This is a genomic window from Salinarimonas sp. NSM, assembly GCF_052380005.1.
In the GTDB taxonomy this organism is placed as follows: domain Bacteria; phylum Pseudomonadota; class Alphaproteobacteria; order Rhizobiales; family Beijerinckiaceae; genus Salinarimonas.
Map to the genome: position 1 here is coordinate 1 of NZ_JBQTCJ010000009.1, position 16,264 is coordinate 16,264.

The window sequence follows — 16,264 nt, forward strand, 5'->3', positions numbered from 1 at the left end:
GGGTTTCCGGGCGGGGGGGGGGGGGGCGGGGCCCCCTCTCCCACGCTGCACTTTGCCCCCCGCCCGGCGCGGCCCCGCCCGCCCCCGGCGCGATTCGCCGCCGACGGGCTCGGCGACCGAATCGCGACGGTGGGCGGCAGCGTCTTCGGCGATCCGCTGCCCATGGGCGCCGACGCGATCTCCCTCGTGCGCATCCTGCACGACCACGACGACGACGAGGCCCTCGCGATCCTGAAGGCCGTGCGCGCGGCGCTGCCTGCGGGCGGCACGCTCCTCGTCGGCGAGCCGATGGCCGAGACGCCCGGCGCGCGCGCGGTCACGCAGGCCTATTTCGGCCTCTACCTCTTCGCCATGGGCTCCGGACGCCCGCGGACCCCTGCGGAGAACGCCGATCTCCTCGGGCGCGCCGGCTTCTCCCGATCGCGCTTCGTACGAACCCGGATGCCGCTCGTCGCGAGCCTGATCGTCGCGACCGTTTGAGCATGGTCAAGGCGTAACGCCCGAGACACGGGGGGTCAGGAGTAGCCGCAACGGGTGTTGGTTTAGATTGACATCAAAGACTGTCAGGCTAGATTGACATACACAAGCAAGAGGCTCGGAACAGGGAGGGCCAGAGGATGTCAGTCACCACCGCGGTCGTTCTTCACGAGCCCGAGCGCCTGAGCCTCGAGCAGGTCGCCCTCGACGCCCCCGGACCGGAAGACGTCGTCGTCGATGTCGCCTTCTCGGGTATCTCCACGGGCACCGAGCGCCTCCTCTATACGGGTCGCATGCCCGCCTTCCCCGGCATGGGGTATCCGCTGGTGCCCGGCTACGAATCGGTCGGGCGGGTGGTCGAGGCCGGTCCGCACAGCGGGCTTTCGGTCGGGCAGGGCGTCTACGTGCCCGGGGCGCGGTGCTACGGCGAGATCCGCGGCCTGTTCGGCGGCGCCGCCGCGCGGCTGGTGAGCCCGGGTGCGCGGCTCACGCCGCTGCCGGACGCCTTCCTCGATCGGCCGGACGGACTCGCCCAGGGCACGCTGCTGGCGCTCGCCGCCACCGCCTGGCACGCCGTCGAGATCGCCGGCGAGACGCCGGATCTCGTCGTCGGCCACGGCGCGCTCGGGCGGCTGATCGCACGAATCGTCGTGGCGAAGGGCGGCGCGCCCACCGTGTGGGAGACCAACCCGGCTCGCATGGACGGCGCCCTCGGCTACCGGGTGGTCGCCTCCGCGGACGATCCGCGCCGCGACTACCGCGCCATCGTCGACGTCTCCGGCGACGGCAAGCTGCTCGACACCCTGATCTCGCGCCTCGCCCCCCGCGGCGAGGTGGTGCTCGCGGGCTTCTACTCGGAGCCGCTCGGCTTCTCGTTTCCCCCGGCCTTCATGAGGGAGGCGCACATCCGCATCGCGGCCGAATGGCAGCGGGCGGATCTCGACGCCACGGTATCCGCCGTGGCCTCGGGAGCGCTGTCCCTCGACGGCCTGATCACCCACCGCGAGAACGCCTCGGATGCGGCGCGGGCCTACCGCACCGCCTTCGAGGACGCCTCGTGCCTGAAGATGATCCTGGACTGGAGGCGCACCGCATGAACGCCGTGACCCCGATCGAGCAAGAGCCGCCCGCCAAGAAGGAGACGCAGATCATCGCGATCTACGGCAAGGGTGGCATCGGCAAGAGCTTCACGCTGGCTAACCTCAGCTACATGATGGCCCAGCAGGGCAAGCGCGTGCTGCTGATCGGCTGCGACCCCAAGAGCGACACGACCTCGCTGCTCTTCGGCGGCAAGGCCTGCCCGACGATCATCGAGACCTCCTCGAAGAAGAAGCTCGCCGGCGAGGACATCACCGTCTCCGACGTCTGCTTCAAGCGCGACGGCGTCTTCGCCATGGAGCTCGGCGGGCCGGAGGTCGGCCGCGGCTGCGGCGGGCGTGGCATCATCCACGGCTTCGAGCTCCTGGAGAAGCTCGGCTTCCACGACTGGGGCTTCGATTACGTGCTGCTGGACTTCCTGGGCGACGTGGTCTGCGGCGGCTTCGGCCTGCCGATCGCCCGCGACATGTGCCAGAAGGTCATCGTCGTCGGCTCGAACGACCTGCAGTCGCTCTACGTCGCCAACAACGTCTGCTCCGCGGTGGAATACTTCCGCAAGCTCGGCGGCAACGTCGGCGTCGCCGGCCTCGTCATCAACAAGGACGACGGCACCGGCGAGGCGCAGGCCTTCGCGCAGGCGGTCGGCATCCCGGTTCTGGCCGCGATCCCCGCCCACGAGGACATCCGCCGCAAGAGCGCCAACTACGAGATCATCGGCCGCCCCGGTGGCGAGTGGGCCTCGCTGTTCGAGCAGCTCGGCATGGCTGTCGCCGAGGCGCCGCCGATGCACCCGACGCCGCTCTCCCCGGAGGGCCTGCTCGACCTGTTCTCGTCCGACACCGTCGGCCGCGACGTCGTGCTTCAGCCCGCGTCCTACGAGGACATGTGCGGCGTCGATGCGGTGACCAAGCCCTCCCTCGAAATCGTCTACGACGGCTGAGCGGGGTAGATCGATGACCACCATCCTCGACGAAACGCCCCGCAGGACGACGACGCTCATCGAGACCGTCGCGCGCCCCGCGACCCCTGCGGCTCCGGCCGCGCCGGGGTCGGTCGAGGCGGCGGGATCGGGCTGCCACGGCGGAGCCGAGACGATGCGCGCCGCCGCCCGCGCCGCGGGCCTGAACGAGACGCTCGAGCAGTACGCGGCCGACTATCCGACCGGCCCGCACGACCAGCCGCAGTCGATGTGCCCGGCCTTCGGCTCGCTGCGGGTGGGCCTGCGCATGCGCCGCACGGCCACCATCCTCTCGGGCTCGGCCTGCTGCGTCTACGGCCTGACCTTCACCTCGCACTTCTACGGCGCGAAGCGGACGGTGGGCTACGTGCCCTTCAACTCCGAGACGCTCGTCACCGGCAAGCTCTTCGAGGACATCCGCGACGCCGTGCACGACATGGCGGACCCGGCGCTCTACGACACGATCGTCGTCACCAACCTGTGCGTCCCCACCGCGTCCGGCGTGCCGCTGCGGCTCCTGCCGGACACGATCAACGGGGTGCGCATCATCGGCATCGACGTCCCGGGCTTCGGCGTGCCGACGCACGCCGAGGCGAAGGACGTGCTCGCCGGCGCGATGCTGAAGTTCGCCCGCTCCGAGGCCGAGCACGGCCCGGTCCAGGCGCCCCGCGGCGGCCGCTCCGAGCGCCCCACCGTGACGCTGCTCGGCGAGATGTTCCCGGTCGATCCGGTCACGATCGACGCGCTGCTGGCCCCCATGGGCCTCGCGGCCGGGCCGGTCGTGCCCACCCGCGAGTGGCGCGAGCTCTACGCCGCGCTCGACTGCGTGGCGGTCGCGGCGATCCACCCGTTCTACACGGCCTCGATCCGCGAGCTCCAGGCCGCCGGCCGGCCGGTCGTCGGCTCCGCCCCCGTCGGCCGCGACGGCACCGCGGCGTGGCTCCAGGCCGTGGGCGAGGCCGCGGGTGTCGCGCCCGATCTGATCGAGGCGGCGAAGGCCCAGGCGCTCGACGCCATCGAAGCCGCGCTCGCTGCGAAGCCGATCGCGGGGAAGATCACGCTCTCGGGCTACGAGGGCTCGGAGCTGCTGGTGGCGCGCCTCCTCATCGAGAGCGGTGCCGAGGTGCCCTATGTCGGCACCGCCTGCCCGCGCACGACGTGGGCGGAGGCCGATCGCGCCTGGCTCGAGGCGCGCGGCGTGACCGTACGCTTCCGCGCCTCGCTCGAGGACGATCTCGCGGCGATGGAATACCACCGTCCCGACCTCGCGGTCGGCACGACGCCGGTCGTGCAGAAGGCGAAGGCGCAGGGCATTCCGTCGCTCTACTTCACGAACCTCATCTCCGCGCGCCCGCTCATGGGCGCCGCCGGCGCGGGCTCGCTCGCCCAGGTCGTCAACGCGGCCATCGCCGGCAAATCCCGCATGGACGGGATGAAGGCCTTCTTCGAGGGCGTCGGCGAGGGCGACACCGCCGGCATCTGGGAGGGCGAGCCGATCTCCCGCCCGGGGTACCGCGACCGCTACCGCAAGCAGCGCGAGGCGCTCAACCGCCAGCGCAAGCAGGCCGAAGCGCCGACCGGGGAGATGATCTGATGCTCGTCCTCGATCACGACCGCGCCGGCGGCTACTGGGGCTCCGTCTACGTCTTCACCGCCATCAAGGGTCTCCAGGTCGTCATCGACGGGCCCGTCGGGTGCGAGAACCTGCCGGTCACGGCGGTGCTGCACTACACCGACGCGCTGCCACCGCACGAGCTGCCGGTGGTCGTCACCGGGCTCGGCGAGGAGGAGCTCGGCCAGACCGGCACCGAAGGCGCCATGAAGCGCGCCTATTCCACGCTCGACCCCGACCTTCCCGCGGTCGTCGTCACCGGATCGATCTCCGAGATGATCGGCGGCGGCGTCACGCCGGAAGGCACCAACATCAAGCGCTTCCTGCCGCGCACGATCGACGAGGACCAGTGGCAGAGCGCCAACCGCGCCATGCTCTGGCTCTGGCGCGAGTTCGGCCCCAAGAAGGTCAAGCCGGCCAAGACCGTCGCCGAGGGCCAGAAGCCCAAGGTCAACATCGTCGGGCCGATCTACGGCACCTTCAACACCTGGTCGGACCTCGCCGAGATCCGCCGGCTGATCGAAGGCATCGGTGCGGAGGTCAACATGACCTTCCCGCTCGGCTCCCACGTGGCGGACGTGCCGAAGCTCTCCGAGGCGCAGGTCAACGTGTGCCTGCACCGCGAGTACGGCCGGCTCCTCTGCGAGGCGCTCGAGCGGCCGTGGCTGATGGCCCCGATCGGGCTCGGCGCCACCACCGCCTTCCTGCGCGCGCTCGGCGCCGAGCTCGGGCTCGATCCGGAGCCCTTCATCGCGCGCGAGAAGCACACCACGATCAAGCCGATCTGGGACCTCTGGCGCTCGGTGACGCAGGACTTCTTCGCGACCGCGAGCTTCGCGATCGTCGCCAACGAGACCTATGCCCGCGGCATCCGCAAGTTCCTCGAGGAGGAGATGGGCCTGCCCTGCGCCTTCGCGGTGGAGCGCAAGCCCGGCGGAAAGACCGACAACGCCGAAGTGCGCCGTCTCTGCCACGAGAAGCCGCCGTTGGTGATGCTCGGCTCCTACAATGAACGCATGTACCTCGCCGAGAAGGGCGGGCGTGCGGCCTTCATCCCCGCGAGCTTCCCGGGCGCGATCGTGCGCCGGCACACGGGCACGCCGTTCATGGGCTACGCGGGCGCGACCTACCTCGTGCAGGAGGTCTGCAACGCGCTCTTCGACGCGCTCTTCCACATCCTTCCGCTCGGCCAGGACCTCGACCGCGTCGAGGCGACGCCCTCGCGGCTCGAGCGCCCGCTCCCCTGGGAGCGCGAGGCCAAGCAGATGCTCGACCGGCTCGTCGAGGACCATCCCGTGCTCGTGCGCATCTCGGCGGCCAAGCGGCTGCGCGACCGCGCCGAGCGCGACGCCCGACGCGCGGGCGAGGACACAGTCACCACCGAGAGGCTGGCTCACGCCCACGCCCGTCTCGGAGAAGGGGAGCTCGCATGACGATGACACCCACCATCGACACCCGCGCCGACCCGGCGCCCGACGCCGCGCGCCGCGAGGTCCTGCTGGCCCGCAAGGGCGATGCGCTGGAGTACCGGCTGATCCTGGCCGGGCTCCTCCCCGTCTTCCTCGTCATCGAGATCGCCTCTCGCCTCGCGCCCCGCGGCGCCGGGGGAACCGCGCGACGCGGCCCGGTGTGGGAGGAGGCGAAGGCCGCCGCCTGCCGCGCCGTGCCGCTGGCCTTCATGGGCTAGCGCGCCGAGAACCTTCAAGGCCGGCGCGCCCGGCCCGACGGCAGACGTCGGGCGGCCTGCGCACCGGCCGCAAGAATTCCGCCGACGTCTCGCGACGCCGACGGAGGCCTGCCGCGGGGTGCCCCGCGGCGTCCAGGGTCGCGGGGACTGATCGCGACCGAAGCCGAAGACTCATGACCAGGAGGTAACAATGGCAGAGTCGACGACACCCGTCAGGGGCACGCTCACGGGCCTCACGGAAGGCGAAGCGAAGGAATTCCACTCGATCTTCATGTCGAGCTTCATCGCCTTCACCGTGATCGCCCTGATCGCCCACATCCTCGCCTGGATGTGGCGCCCCTGGCTCCCCGGGGCCGACGGTTACGCCGCGCTCGACGGCGCGACGCAGCTCATCGCGTCCATCACCCCGATGATCGGGTAAGGAGGTCCATCATGTGGCGAGTTTGGCTGCTGTTCGATCCGCGTCGCACGCTGATCGCGCTGTTCACGTTCCTCTTCACCCTGGCTCTCCTGATCCACTTCATCCTGCTGTCCACGGACCGGTTCAACTGGCTCGAGGGACCGCGGGCGGCGGTGATGATGGAGGTGCCCCAGAACTCCCCGATGCCCGGCTGACGCCGGGCGAGGGAGCCGCTCCCTGAGCCGTCGCGAACGGGACGGGGTCGCACCACGATCCCGCCCCGTTCGCTGAACCCGATGCGCCGTCGCGCAGCGGTGCCACATGCTCGCACGCTCCCACGATGGGGGATCACCAAAATGTCCATGCTAAGCTTCGAGAAGAAGTATCGCGTCCGTGGCGGGACCCTGATCGGGGGAGATCTCTTCGATTTCTGGGTCGGGCCGTTCTACGTGGGCTTCTTCGGCGTCACGACGATATTCTTCTCCGTCCTCGGCACCGGCCTGATCGTCTACGGCGCCGCGATCGGTCCCACCTGGAACATCTGGCAGATCTCGATCGATCCGCCCGACCTCAGCTACGGCCTCGGCTTCGCTCCCTTGAAGGAGGGCGGGCTGTGGCAGCTCATCACCATCTGCGCGATCGGCGCGTTCGGGTCCTGGGTCGGTCGGCAGGCCGAGATCGCACGCAAGCTCGGCATGGGCTACCACGTGCCGGTCGCCTTCTCCGTCGCCGTCTTCGCCTACATCTCCCTCGTCGTGATCCGGCCGGTGCTGCTCGGCGCCTGGGGCCATGGCTTTCCTTATGGCATTTTCAGCCATCTCGATTGGGTTTCGAACGTCGGCTATCAATACCTGCACTTCCACTACAACCCCGCGCACATGATCGCGGTGACGTTCTTCTTCACGACGACGCTGGCGCTGTCCATGCACGGCGGCCTGGTCCTCTCGGCGGCGAACCCGCCCAAGAACGACCGCGTGGTCAAGACGGCCGAGCACGAGAACACCTACTTCCGCGACATCATCGGCTGGTCGATCGGGACGCTGGGCATCCACCGGCTCGGCCTGTTCCTGGCGCTCTCCGCCGGGTTCTGGAGCGCGGTCTGCATCATCATCTCCGGCCCCTTCTGGAGCCGCGGCTGGCCGGAATGGTGGGGCTGGTGGCTCAACCTTCCGATCTGGTCCTGAGCGAGGAGGTCGCGACATGGCCGACTATCAGAACATCTTCACCCAGGTCCAGGTGCGCGGCCCCGCCTACGCGGGCGTGCCGATCGCCCGGGGCCCGTGGGTTCGGTCCAACAAGCCGGGCTTCGTCCACTTGCTCGGGCGCATCGGCGATGCGCAGGTGGGGCCGGTCTACCTCGGCTGGCTCGGGCTCGCCTCGATCCTGTGCGGCTTCATCGCCATCGAGATCATCGGGCTCAACATGTGGGCCTCGGTGAACTGGGACCCGATCGAGTTCGTCCGGCAATTGCCGTGGCTCGCGCTCGAGCCGCCGCCGCCGGCCTACGGCCTGTCGCTGCCGCCCCTCAACGAGGGCGGATGGTGGCTTCTCGCCGGCTTCTTCCTCACCACCTCGATCCTGCTCTGGTGGCTGCGGGTCTATCGCCGGGCGCGGATGCTCGGCATGGGCACGCACATCGCCTGGGCCTTCGCGGCGGCGATCTGGCTCTACCTCGTGCTCGGCTTCATCCGGCCGATCATGATGGGCTCCTGGGGCGAGGCGGTGCCCTTCGGCATCTTCCCGCACCTGGACTGGACGGCGGCCTTCTCGATCCGCTACGGCAACCTCTTCTACAACCCGTTCCACGCGCTCTCGATCGTCTTCCTCTACGGATCGACGCTGCTCTTCGCCATGCACGGCGCCACGGTGCTGGCGACGACGCGCTACGGCTCGGAGCACGAGGTCGAGCAGATCGTCGACCGCGGCACCGCCTTCGAGCGCGGCGGCCTGTTCTGGCGCTGGACCATGGGCTTCTGCGCCACGGCCGAGTCGATCCACCGGTGGGCCTGGTGGTTCGCCGTCCTCACGCCGATCACCGGCGGCATCGGCATCCTGCTCACGGGCACGGTCGTCGACAATTGGTACCTGTGGGCGGTGAAGCACGGCGTGGCGCCGCCGACCCCGGTCGCCTATCCCGTCCTGCCCGACCCGGCGAGCCTGATCGGAGGTGCGCAATGAACGACAAGACCGCATGGAGCAACTTCTGGCTCGGCCTCGGCGGCGCTGTCGCCGCCGTGGTCGGTGTCGGGATCGTCTCCACCTTCGAATGGCCGGACACGGAGTCCGTCCAGGTCGGGCACCGCGGAAACGGCATGGTGCAGGTCTACAACCAGGTGGCCCTCGCCAACCAGGTCGCGGAAACCAGCTTCCCCGAGCCCGAACCGGTCGACGAGCCGTTCGGCCTCTCGGCCGGGGAGATCTACGAGAACGTCCAGGTCCTGGGCCATCTCGACGTCGCCGACTTCAACCGGCTCATGCTCGCGATCACGAGCTGGGTCGCGCCGGAGGAGCAGGGCTGCCTGTACTGCCACGCGGAGGGCGAGGCGCTGTCGTCCGACAGCCTCTACACCAAGCGCGTGGCCCGGCGCATGATCCAGATGACCATGACCGTGAACCAGGAGTGGGACCAGCACGTCGCCCCGACCGGCGTCACCTGCTACACCTGCCACCGCGGCCAGCCGGTACCGGACAACATCTGGTTCCTCGATCCGGGCCAGTGGCGTGGTGCGGGGATCGTCGGCAACCCGGCGGGTCAGAACATGCCGGCGACGGCCGCCGGCCTCTCGTCGCTGCCGGCGGACCCGTTCGTCGCCTTCCTGCAGGACGATCCGGCGAACATCCGCGTGGCCGGCCTGGAGGCGCTGCCCGACGGCAATCGCACGTCGATCAAGCAGACCGAGTGGACCTATTCGCTCATGATGCACATGTCGACGTCGCTCGGCGTGAACTGCACCTTCTGCCACAACAGTCGATCCTTCTCCGACTGGGAACAGAGCCCCGCGCAGCGGACGACGGCCTGGCACGGGCTGCGCATGGTCTCGTCGCTCAACGAGACCTATCTCGACCCGCTCCAGGGCGAGTACCCGGCGATCCGGCTCGGGCCGACGGGCGATGCGCCGAAGGCGAACTGCGCCACGTGCCACCAGGGCGCCTACAAGCCCCTCTACGGCTACTCGATGATCGGCGACTACCCCTCGCTCGCGGCCTACGGCCCGCCCGAGCTGCAGGACCCGCCGATGCCCATGCCGGCCGCGGACGGGACCGGCGGAGAGGCTTCGCCCGCGACCAGCCAGTGAGCGAGAGCGCATGAGAAGGGGGACCGCGGCATGATCATGACCATCGTGGACAGCGGCGGGAAGCTGCCGAAGGGTGCCGCGGCCGCGGTCTTCGCGATGCTGGCCTACGTGGCGGCGGCCAGCATCGTCGCCGGGCTCGGTGACCTCGGGGCGGGGCTCCTCGTCCTGGTCATGGGTGCGGTCACCATCGGCGTCGTCGACTACGTGATGTGGCGCGATCTCTCCCGCGAGGGCGGGAGCGACGGGGTGGGGACGGGGGCGCGCGCCGGAACGGGCGCGCGCTTCGGCTCGTACGTGCTCGCCGGCCCCGAGGGCGTAGGCTCGCCCGAGATGCCGGCGGTCGTCCTGCCGTTCCATGCGGTCCGCACGGAAGCGGCGCATGCCGCGCCGCCGACCGCATCCGCGAGCCCGGCTCAGCCGGCGTCGTTCGCCGAGGCCGCGCCCGCCCGGGATCCGGCGCCCGCCGCCCCTGCCGAGAGTGAGCCGATCGGGGAGTCCGCATCGTCGTCTGACGCCGCAGCGGTCGCGCCCGGCGCGGCATCGCCCGCGCCAGCGGTCGCCGAGGCGCAGGCCGATACGGTGGGCACCCGTCCCTCGGCGCTCGACGCGCCGCGGGGCACGGCCGACGATCTCAAGCGGATCAACGGCATCGGCCCGGCCAACGAGAGGAAGCTCAACGCGCTGGGCATCTACCATTTCGACCAGATGTCCGGCTGGGACGAGGCGCAGGTGCGCTGGGTCGGCACCTACCTCGCCTTCCCCGGGCGCATCGAGCGCGAGCGCTGGGTCGCCCAGGCCCGCGCGCTCGCCGAGATGCACGCGGAGCCGGCCCCGTACCGCAAGGCGCCGGCCTGACGGCGCGCGTGAGCGAGCCTGGGTCGGGTCCTCGTACCGCCGACGCCGGTGGTCTCGGCTGTCGCCGACGCGCCTGCCGGCGCATCCCCTCCGTCTCGTCGCCTCCGGCACCTCCCCCCGACTGACGCGATGCGGGAGGCGCGCGTCTCGGGCGTGGACCCGAGGAGGTGGTGCATGCCCGTGGCGCTCCGGCCACAGCGCGGCGCCGTCTCTCCGGACGGTTAACTCATCCTCAACTCGATGGCGCGATTCTCACGGATGCCGGCGGGCGGCTCGCCGGCCGTTCGTGGAGTTTTCACCGTGCGCCTGCGCCGCCGCCCTCGCAAGATCGACCGGATGCGCTGGGTCTGCGCCACCGCGGCCCCCTGGGCGCTCGGGGCGGGCCTGCTCGTCTCCTTCACCGCGACCGCCGGCGTCAACATCGAGGCGGGCCGCTCGATCGAGACGCCGCGTCCGGCCGAGCGCCTCGCCGCGCTCGACCATCTCGTCGCGCCCGTCGCCCCCGACCTTCTGGGCCGACTCGCGCTCGCGCTGGAGACGAGCGCCACCCGTTTCACCGAGGCGGGCCTCGCCGCACGCGCACCCGCTTCGCCGGCGGGCGAGGGGCCCATCGCCGCGTCCCCGCGCTTCGAGGGCAAGCCGCTCGCGGAGGGCGACCTTCCCGCACGGGTCAACCGGGAGGGCAAGGGAGACGCGGCCGGCGCGGTCCCGGTCTCGCTGGGGCGCCTCGGTCGCGCGCTCGAGGGGCCGTCCTTCTCGCTCCTGGCACCGGACGCGGCACGCCTGCCCGCCGAGCGCCTCGCCCACGGCGAGGCGATGCCCATCCTCGTCGTCACCGCGGGGGTGTTCGAGCGCCACGAGGAGACCGCCACCGAGATCGCCACCGCGGCGCTCTCGCCCGCGGCCGCCGCGCAGGGCTCGACCGGCCGCGGCCTCGCCCGCGGCGTCGCGGAGGCCCGGGAGGGCGCGACGCCCGGCGTCGCCCGCGCCGCCTCGCTCGCCTCCTCGACGCCCACGGCGCGGACCTGGTCGCCCGTCGAGGTCGCCGCCGCCCCCGTCTCGCTGCCGCCCGCCGTCATGGCCGGCGCGCCGCGATTCCTCGATCTCGTCGACCCCACGCATCTGGCACGCGAACGCCGCTGCCTCGAGCAGGCGGTGTATTTCGAGGCGCGCTCGGAGCCCGAGGAGGGCCAGGCCGCGGTGGCGCAGGTCGTGCTCAACCGCGTCAAGTCGAGCCTCTACCCGAACACGATCTGCGGCGTCGTCTTCCAGAACAGCCACCGGCACCTCGCCTGCCAGTTCACCTTCACCTGCGAGGGCAAGAGCCTGCGCATCACCGAGCCGGCGGCCTGGGACCGTGCGCGGCGCATCGCGGCGGCGGTGCTCGAGGGCGAGACCTATCTCGCCGCGGTCGGCAACGCCACGCACTACCACGCCGACTACGTCCGCCCCCGCTGGGCGAGCCGCCTGCGCCACGCCGACACGATCGGCCGGCACATCTTCTACCAGCTGCGGCCGGGGCAGCGGTGAGCGTTGTGGCGACGGCGCGCGGGCGACGCACCCGCGCTTGACCCCGCCGCGCGCCCGCGCACAATCCGCGCCCCGATCCTTCGCCGCCGGAGCGTCCCGATGCCGACCCCGATCCAAGCCTTCACCCGTCTCGGCGAGGAGAACGCCTTCGCCGTCCTGGCGCGGGCGACCGCGCTCGCGCAGGGAGGCGCGGACGTGGTGAACCTCGGCATCGGCCAGCCGGACTTCGCCACGCCCGCCCACGTCGTCGAGGCGGGGGTGAAGGCCCTGCGTGACGGGCACCATGGCTACACGCCCGCGACCGGCATCGCGCCCCTGCGCGAGGCGGTCTGCGCCGATCTCGCCCGGCGCACGGGCGCCGCGGTCGATCCCAATCGCGTGCTGGTCGTGCCCGGCGGCAAGGTCACGATGTTCATGGCGATCCTGATGCTGGGCGAGCCCGGCGCCGAGATCCTCTACCCGGACCCAGGGTTCCCGATCTACCGCTCGATGATCTCCTTCACCGGCGCACGCCCGGTGCCGATCCCGATCCGCGAGGAGAACGGCTTCGCCTTCTCCGCCGCGGAAACGCTCTCGCTGATCGGCCCGCAGACCCGGCTCGTGATCCTCAACTCGCCGGCCAACCCGACGGGTGGCGTCACGCCCCGCGGGGAGATCGAGGCGCTCGTGGCGGGGCTCGCAGCGCACCCAAAGGTCGTGATCCTCTCCGACGAGATATACGGCTCGATGACCTACGACGGCGCCGAGCACGTCTCGCTGCTCTCCTTCCCCGAGATCCGCGACCGCCTGATCCACCTCGACGGCGCGTCGAAGACCTATGCCATGACCGGCTGGCGGCTCGGCTGGTCGGTGTGGCCCGACGGGCTCTACGAGGCGGCGCGCAAGCTCGCCGTGAACTCGTTCTCGTGCGTCAACGCCGCGACCCAGCACGCCGGCATCGCAGCGCTCACGGGGCCGCAGGACGCGGTCGATGCCATGATGGCCGCCTTCGACCGGCGCCGGCGGCTCGTGGTGGAGGGCCTGAACGCGCTGCCTGGCGTCTCCTGCGTGACCCCGCAGGGCGCGTTCTACGCCTTCCCGAGCATTCGCGACACCGGCTGGGGCGCCAAGGCGCTGGCCTCCGCCCTGCTCGAGCGCGCGCACGTCGCGACGATCGGCGGGCCGGACTTCGGAGAGTACGGCGAGGGCTACCTGAGGCTGTCCTACGCGGCGTCCGAGAGCGCCATCGAGGAGGCGCTGGGGCGGATGGAGCGGTTCCTGCGCGAGGAGCGGCCGGCGGCCTCTTGAGCCTCGCGGCCCGATGGGATCGCGTCGCGAGCGATGCTCTACGCGGCCGCCACCCCGGAGCGCGCTCCGATCGCAGCCCGTACGCACAGGAACAGCACCACCGCGTTGAGCACGTGCCAGAGGAAGTGCGTACCGAGCGGCAGCCAGCCGCAGACCGCGACATCGATCGAGCGGAAGACGAGGGAGAGAGCGAAGGTCGCCGCCGCGACGAGGAGCGCCGTGCCGGCCGTGTGCGGCGCCACGACCTTGTCGAGGAAGGCGCGGGCGCGCGTGTCGTCGTCCTCCGCGCCGGCCCAGGCGCGGTTCTTGCGGTTGGCGAGCACCGTCTCGGCGCGACGCGCCCGCAGCACGAGGAGCCCGCCGACGCCGATCAGCGCGAGCGCCGCCGGGAAGTAGGACACCGAGCCGTTGGCGTTCGCTCCCGGCCCGAAGAGCGCGCCCCACGCCGCCGGGAAGGCGGCGCCCGCCGCTAGGAAGGCTCCGGTCGCGACGCCCGCGCCCACGGCGCCGAGGCGCAGGAAGCGGCGCATGGCGAGGAAGAAGAAACCGTAGATGAACAGCGTGATCGGGATCACGTCGGCGAGGAGCGACCAGCGGTTCGCATAGGTGTGGAACAGGAAGGAGCCGATCCCGGTCGCGGCCACGATGGCGATCAGCACGAGCGCCCAGACGTCCCGCCCGCCGGCGCGCCGCCACAGCGAGAGCGCGAGGAAGGCGGCCACCAGGAAGGCCGCGTTCGAGACGGCGTTCACCGGCTCCGCCCAGAACCCCACGCCGGCGCGCTCGCAATAGAGGTCGATCGGGGCGCACCAGCCGGTCTCGTCCATCGCCCTCGTTCCCCCGGGAGGTTCTGGTTGCGACGAAAGTAGCAGGACGCGGATGATGCGCAACACGCCCGCGCACGGCGGCGGACGCGGGGCCGACGACAGGCAGCGGGCTCTTGCCATCGCGGTCCGGGTGCCCGATCAAGGACGCTCCCGCCGCGCCTTCCGCGCCACAGACCGCTCGCCCGAGGCCCCGATGCGCATCACGACCTGGAACGTCAACTCCATTCGGCAGCGCCAGGGGCATCTCCTCGACTTCCTCAGGGAGCAGGCGCCGGACGTCGTCTGCCTGCAGGAGCTCAAGACGACGCTCGACAACCTGCCGCGCGCGGAGATCGAGGATGCCGGCTACAACGTCGCGGCGGTGGGGCAGAAGGGCTTCAATGGCGTCGCGCTGCTCTCGCGGTATCCGATCGCGGACGTGCGCGAGGCGCTGCCCGGCGACGCCGAGGACAGCCAAGCCCGCTACGTCGAGGGCGTGATCTCGGTCGGCGGCGGCGTCGTACGCGTCGCCTCGATCTACCTGCCGAACGGCAACCCGGTCGACAGCGCCAAGTACCCCTACAAGCTCGCCTTCATGGACCGGCTGATCGCGCATGCGCGCGACCTGATGCGGCTCGAGGAGCCGCTCGTGCTCGCGGGCGACTACAATGTCATCCCGGAGCCGCGCGACGCCGCCGATCCGGCGGCTTGGGAGGGCGATGCGCTCTACCTCCCGCAGACGCGCGCCAAGTACCGCGCGCTGCTGGCGCTCGGCCTCACGGACGCGCTGCGCGCCTGCGACGAGGGGGAGGGGCGCTACACGTTCTGGGACTACCAGGCGGGCGCCTGGCAGCGCAACAAGGGCATCCGCATCGACCATCTCCTGCTCTCGCCCCAGGCGGCGGACCGGCTCGAGGGCGTGACGATCCACAAGCAGGAACGGGCGAAGGAGAAGCCGTCGGATCACGTTCCGGTGACGGTGCGGCTGAAGGCGTGAGATGCCGGCGCGGCGGGGCCTCCCCGCTGCGCCGGCTCGCCGTCAGTGCCCGGCGCCGCTCGCGGCCACGAGCACGACGTCGCCCGGTTCGCCGCCCACGGCGATGCGCCGCTCGACTGCGATCGTCGCACCGTCGACGACGACCAGCTCCCCCGCTGCGGGGTCCGTTACGACGACGTGCCCGCCGGCGACCGAGAGCCGCGGACGGACGACGCCCTGCTCCATGGAGTACCGATCGGTGACGGCGACCTCGCCCAGGATCGCACCCGTGAGCGCATTGAGCTTCAGGAGCCGGCCGTCCTCGACGACCACCCAGCCGGTGTCACCGGGGTCGGCGTCGAGCGCGAAATGCATGCGCCGCGCGGGCAGCTGGACGAAGGCGAAGCCGTCCTCTGCGCTCGGGTCGACGACGACCATGCCGTCGGGCCCGAAGTCGGCCAGGAAGCTGCGAAAGGCGGCGGCGCCCTGGATGTTGCGCACCATGCGCTCGCCGCCGTACCCCGCCGGATAGGCGTGGCGCCAGGCGCGCGGCGGGCTCGCCGCCGTGTCGACGAAGGCGACCGCGTCCGCGCAGCCGAAGGCGAGCACCGAACCGCTCTGCCCCTCGCCGTGAAGGCGTGCGCACTCCGCCCGTACGAGCGGCGCGCCCTCGGCGCCGAGGAGCGACACGGCGACCGGCAGGCGCTCGCCCTCGACGGGCACCGAGATCGCGAGCAAGCCACCGACGGGCTTCGCCAGGCCATGATGCGCGACGCCGGCGGGGACTGTTTCGACCGCCACGTCGGCCTCGGTCAGTTCCGCCTCGCCGAGGAGCTGCGCTGCGCCGTCGTCGTCGAAGAAGACCGCGATCCGGCTCGTGTCTCGGTTGACGTGTGCCGGGCGGCCTCCGGTAAGTCTGGCCGGAAGCAGCGTCGGCGCCGTGAGCACGCGATCGGCATGATCGCCGTGGTCCTCCAGAGCCACGCCCGTGCCGATGAAGGCGACCGCGTCGGCGGTCGGCATCGACGCGACGATCGTCCCCGTCGTCGCACCGCGATGCAGCCGCGCCGGCGCATCCAGCGTGAAGGCGCCGATCTGCTCGGCACTCTCGATGTCGAAAGCCCGCACGGTCCCGGCGACCGCGTCGGCCACGAAGGCGCGGACCGCCGTCGGGGTATCGTGGTCGTGCCCGTGATCGTGGTCGCCGTGCGCGAAGGCGGCCGGTGAGCAGGCGAGGGACAGCGCGAGCGCGAGGGGCGCCGTCCGAGCGCTGATTGTCATG

General features: G+C 71.4%; 17 protein-coding genes. 15 read left to right on the top strand and 2 right to left on the bottom strand.

The genetic code is table 11. From position 1 onward, the window contains the following. Nucleotides 1–45 precede the first annotated feature (45 nt). The 14 genes from ACTZWW_RS05565 (at nt 46) to ACTZWW_RS05630 (ending at nt 13,200) form a co-directional block, all read left to right on the top strand. Entirely contained in the window at nt 46–480 is a 435-nt protein-coding gene (locus tag ACTZWW_RS05565; RefSeq protein WP_444780042.1) for a methyltransferase, read from the top strand. A gap of 137 nt (nt 481–617) precedes the next feature. Further along, complete coding sequence (gene bchC, locus ACTZWW_RS05570; protein ID WP_444779951.1) at nt 618–1,574, top strand: chlorophyll synthesis pathway protein BchC; 957 nt, start codon at nt 618–620, stop codon at nt 1,572–1,574. Next, nucleotides 1,571–2,515: a chlorophyllide a reductase iron protein subunit X gene (locus ACTZWW_RS05575; protein WP_444779952.1), complete on the top strand. Its 945-nt coding sequence runs from the start codon at nt 1,571–1,573 to the stop codon at nt 2,513–2,515. The genes bchC and ACTZWW_RS05575 overlap by 4 nt, the downstream gene beginning before the upstream one ends. Before the next feature lie 13 nt (nt 2,516–2,528). Continuing rightward, the gene (gene bchY / locus ACTZWW_RS05580) at nt 2,529–4,127 is read left to right on the top strand and encodes a chlorophyllide a reductase subunit Y (RefSeq protein WP_444779953.1); all 1,599 of its coding nucleotides are present in this window, start codon (nt 2,529–2,531) and stop codon (nt 4,125–4,127) included. After that, nucleotides 4,127–5,578: a chlorophyllide a reductase subunit Z gene (bchZ, locus tag ACTZWW_RS05585; protein WP_444779954.1), complete on the top strand. Its 1,452-nt coding sequence runs from the start codon at nt 4,127–4,129 to the stop codon at nt 5,576–5,578. The genes bchY and bchZ overlap by 1 nt, the downstream gene beginning before the upstream one ends. Continuing rightward, a complete protein-coding gene (locus ACTZWW_RS05590) occupies nt 5,575–5,832 on the top strand; it encodes a hypothetical protein (protein ID WP_444779955.1) in 258 nt (85 codons plus the stop codon). The genes bchZ and ACTZWW_RS05590 overlap by 4 nt, the downstream gene beginning before the upstream one ends. Before the next feature lie 190 nt (nt 5,833–6,022). Next, nucleotides 6,023–6,253 (top strand): light-harvesting antenna LH1, beta subunit, encoded by a 231-nt coding sequence (gene pufB / locus ACTZWW_RS05595; protein ID WP_444779956.1) that lies wholly within the window; start codon nt 6,023–6,025, stop codon nt 6,251–6,253. Between the two features lie 11 nt (nt 6,254–6,264). Then, nucleotides 6,265–6,447, top strand: coding sequence for a light-harvesting antenna LH1, alpha subunit (gene pufA / locus ACTZWW_RS05600; protein WP_029031395.1), 183 nt, complete (start codon nt 6,265–6,267; stop codon nt 6,445–6,447). Nucleotides 6,448–6,588: 141 nt separating this feature from the next. Beyond that, nucleotides 6,589–7,416, top strand: coding sequence for a photosynthetic reaction center subunit L (gene pufL / locus ACTZWW_RS05605; protein ID WP_444779957.1), 828 nt, complete (start codon nt 6,589–6,591; stop codon nt 7,414–7,416). 16 nt (nt 7,417–7,432) lie between these two features. After that, nucleotides 7,433–8,410 (top strand): photosynthetic reaction center subunit M, encoded by a 978-nt coding sequence (gene pufM, locus ACTZWW_RS05610; protein ID WP_444779958.1) that lies wholly within the window; start codon nt 7,433–7,435, stop codon nt 8,408–8,410. Next, nucleotides 8,407–9,528 carry a photosynthetic reaction center cytochrome PufC gene (pufC, locus tag ACTZWW_RS05615; RefSeq protein WP_444779959.1) on the top strand — a complete coding sequence of 374 codons (1,122 nt, stop codon included), beginning with the start codon at nt 8,407–8,409 and terminating at the stop codon, nt 9,526–9,528. The genes pufM and pufC overlap by 4 nt, the downstream gene beginning before the upstream one ends. A gap of 30 nt (nt 9,529–9,558) precedes the next feature. Further along, nucleotides 9,559–10,383: a hypothetical protein gene (locus ACTZWW_RS05620; protein WP_444779960.1), complete on the top strand. Its 825-nt coding sequence runs from the start codon at nt 9,559–9,561 to the stop codon at nt 10,381–10,383. Between the two features lie 300 nt (nt 10,384–10,683). After that, the gene (locus ACTZWW_RS05625) at nt 10,684–11,913 is read left to right on the top strand and encodes a cell wall hydrolase (protein ID WP_444779961.1); all 1,230 of its coding nucleotides are present in this window, start codon (nt 10,684–10,686) and stop codon (nt 11,911–11,913) included. Nucleotides 11,914–12,012: 99 nt separating this feature from the next. After that, nucleotides 12,013–13,200 carry a pyridoxal phosphate-dependent aminotransferase gene (locus tag ACTZWW_RS05630; RefSeq protein WP_444779962.1) on the top strand — a complete coding sequence of 396 codons (1,188 nt, stop codon included), beginning with the start codon at nt 12,013–12,015 and terminating at the stop codon, nt 13,198–13,200. A 38-nt stretch (nt 13,201–13,238) separates the two neighbouring features. On the opposite strand, the gene ACTZWW_RS05635 is transcribed toward ACTZWW_RS05630, so the two are convergent. Beyond that, nucleotides 13,239–14,027, bottom strand: coding sequence for a ceramidase domain-containing protein (locus ACTZWW_RS05635; protein ID WP_444779963.1), 789 nt, complete (start codon nt 14,025–14,027; stop codon nt 13,239–13,241). A 193-nt stretch (nt 14,028–14,220) separates the two neighbouring features. Here ACTZWW_RS05635 and xth point away from each other — a divergent pair, with 193 nt between their 5' ends. After that, nucleotides 14,221–15,003 (top strand): exodeoxyribonuclease III, encoded by a 783-nt coding sequence (xth, locus tag ACTZWW_RS05640; RefSeq protein ID WP_444779964.1) that lies wholly within the window; start codon nt 14,221–14,223, stop codon nt 15,001–15,003. Nucleotides 15,004–15,045: 42 nt separating this feature from the next. Here the strand turns inward: xth and ACTZWW_RS05645 are convergent, their stop codons facing one another. Continuing rightward, nucleotides 15,046–16,263, bottom strand: a complete 1,218-nt coding sequence (locus tag ACTZWW_RS05645) for a hypothetical protein (RefSeq protein ID WP_444779965.1) — start codon at nt 16,261–16,263, stop codon at nt 15,046–15,048. Nucleotide 16,264: the final 1 nt, after the last annotated feature.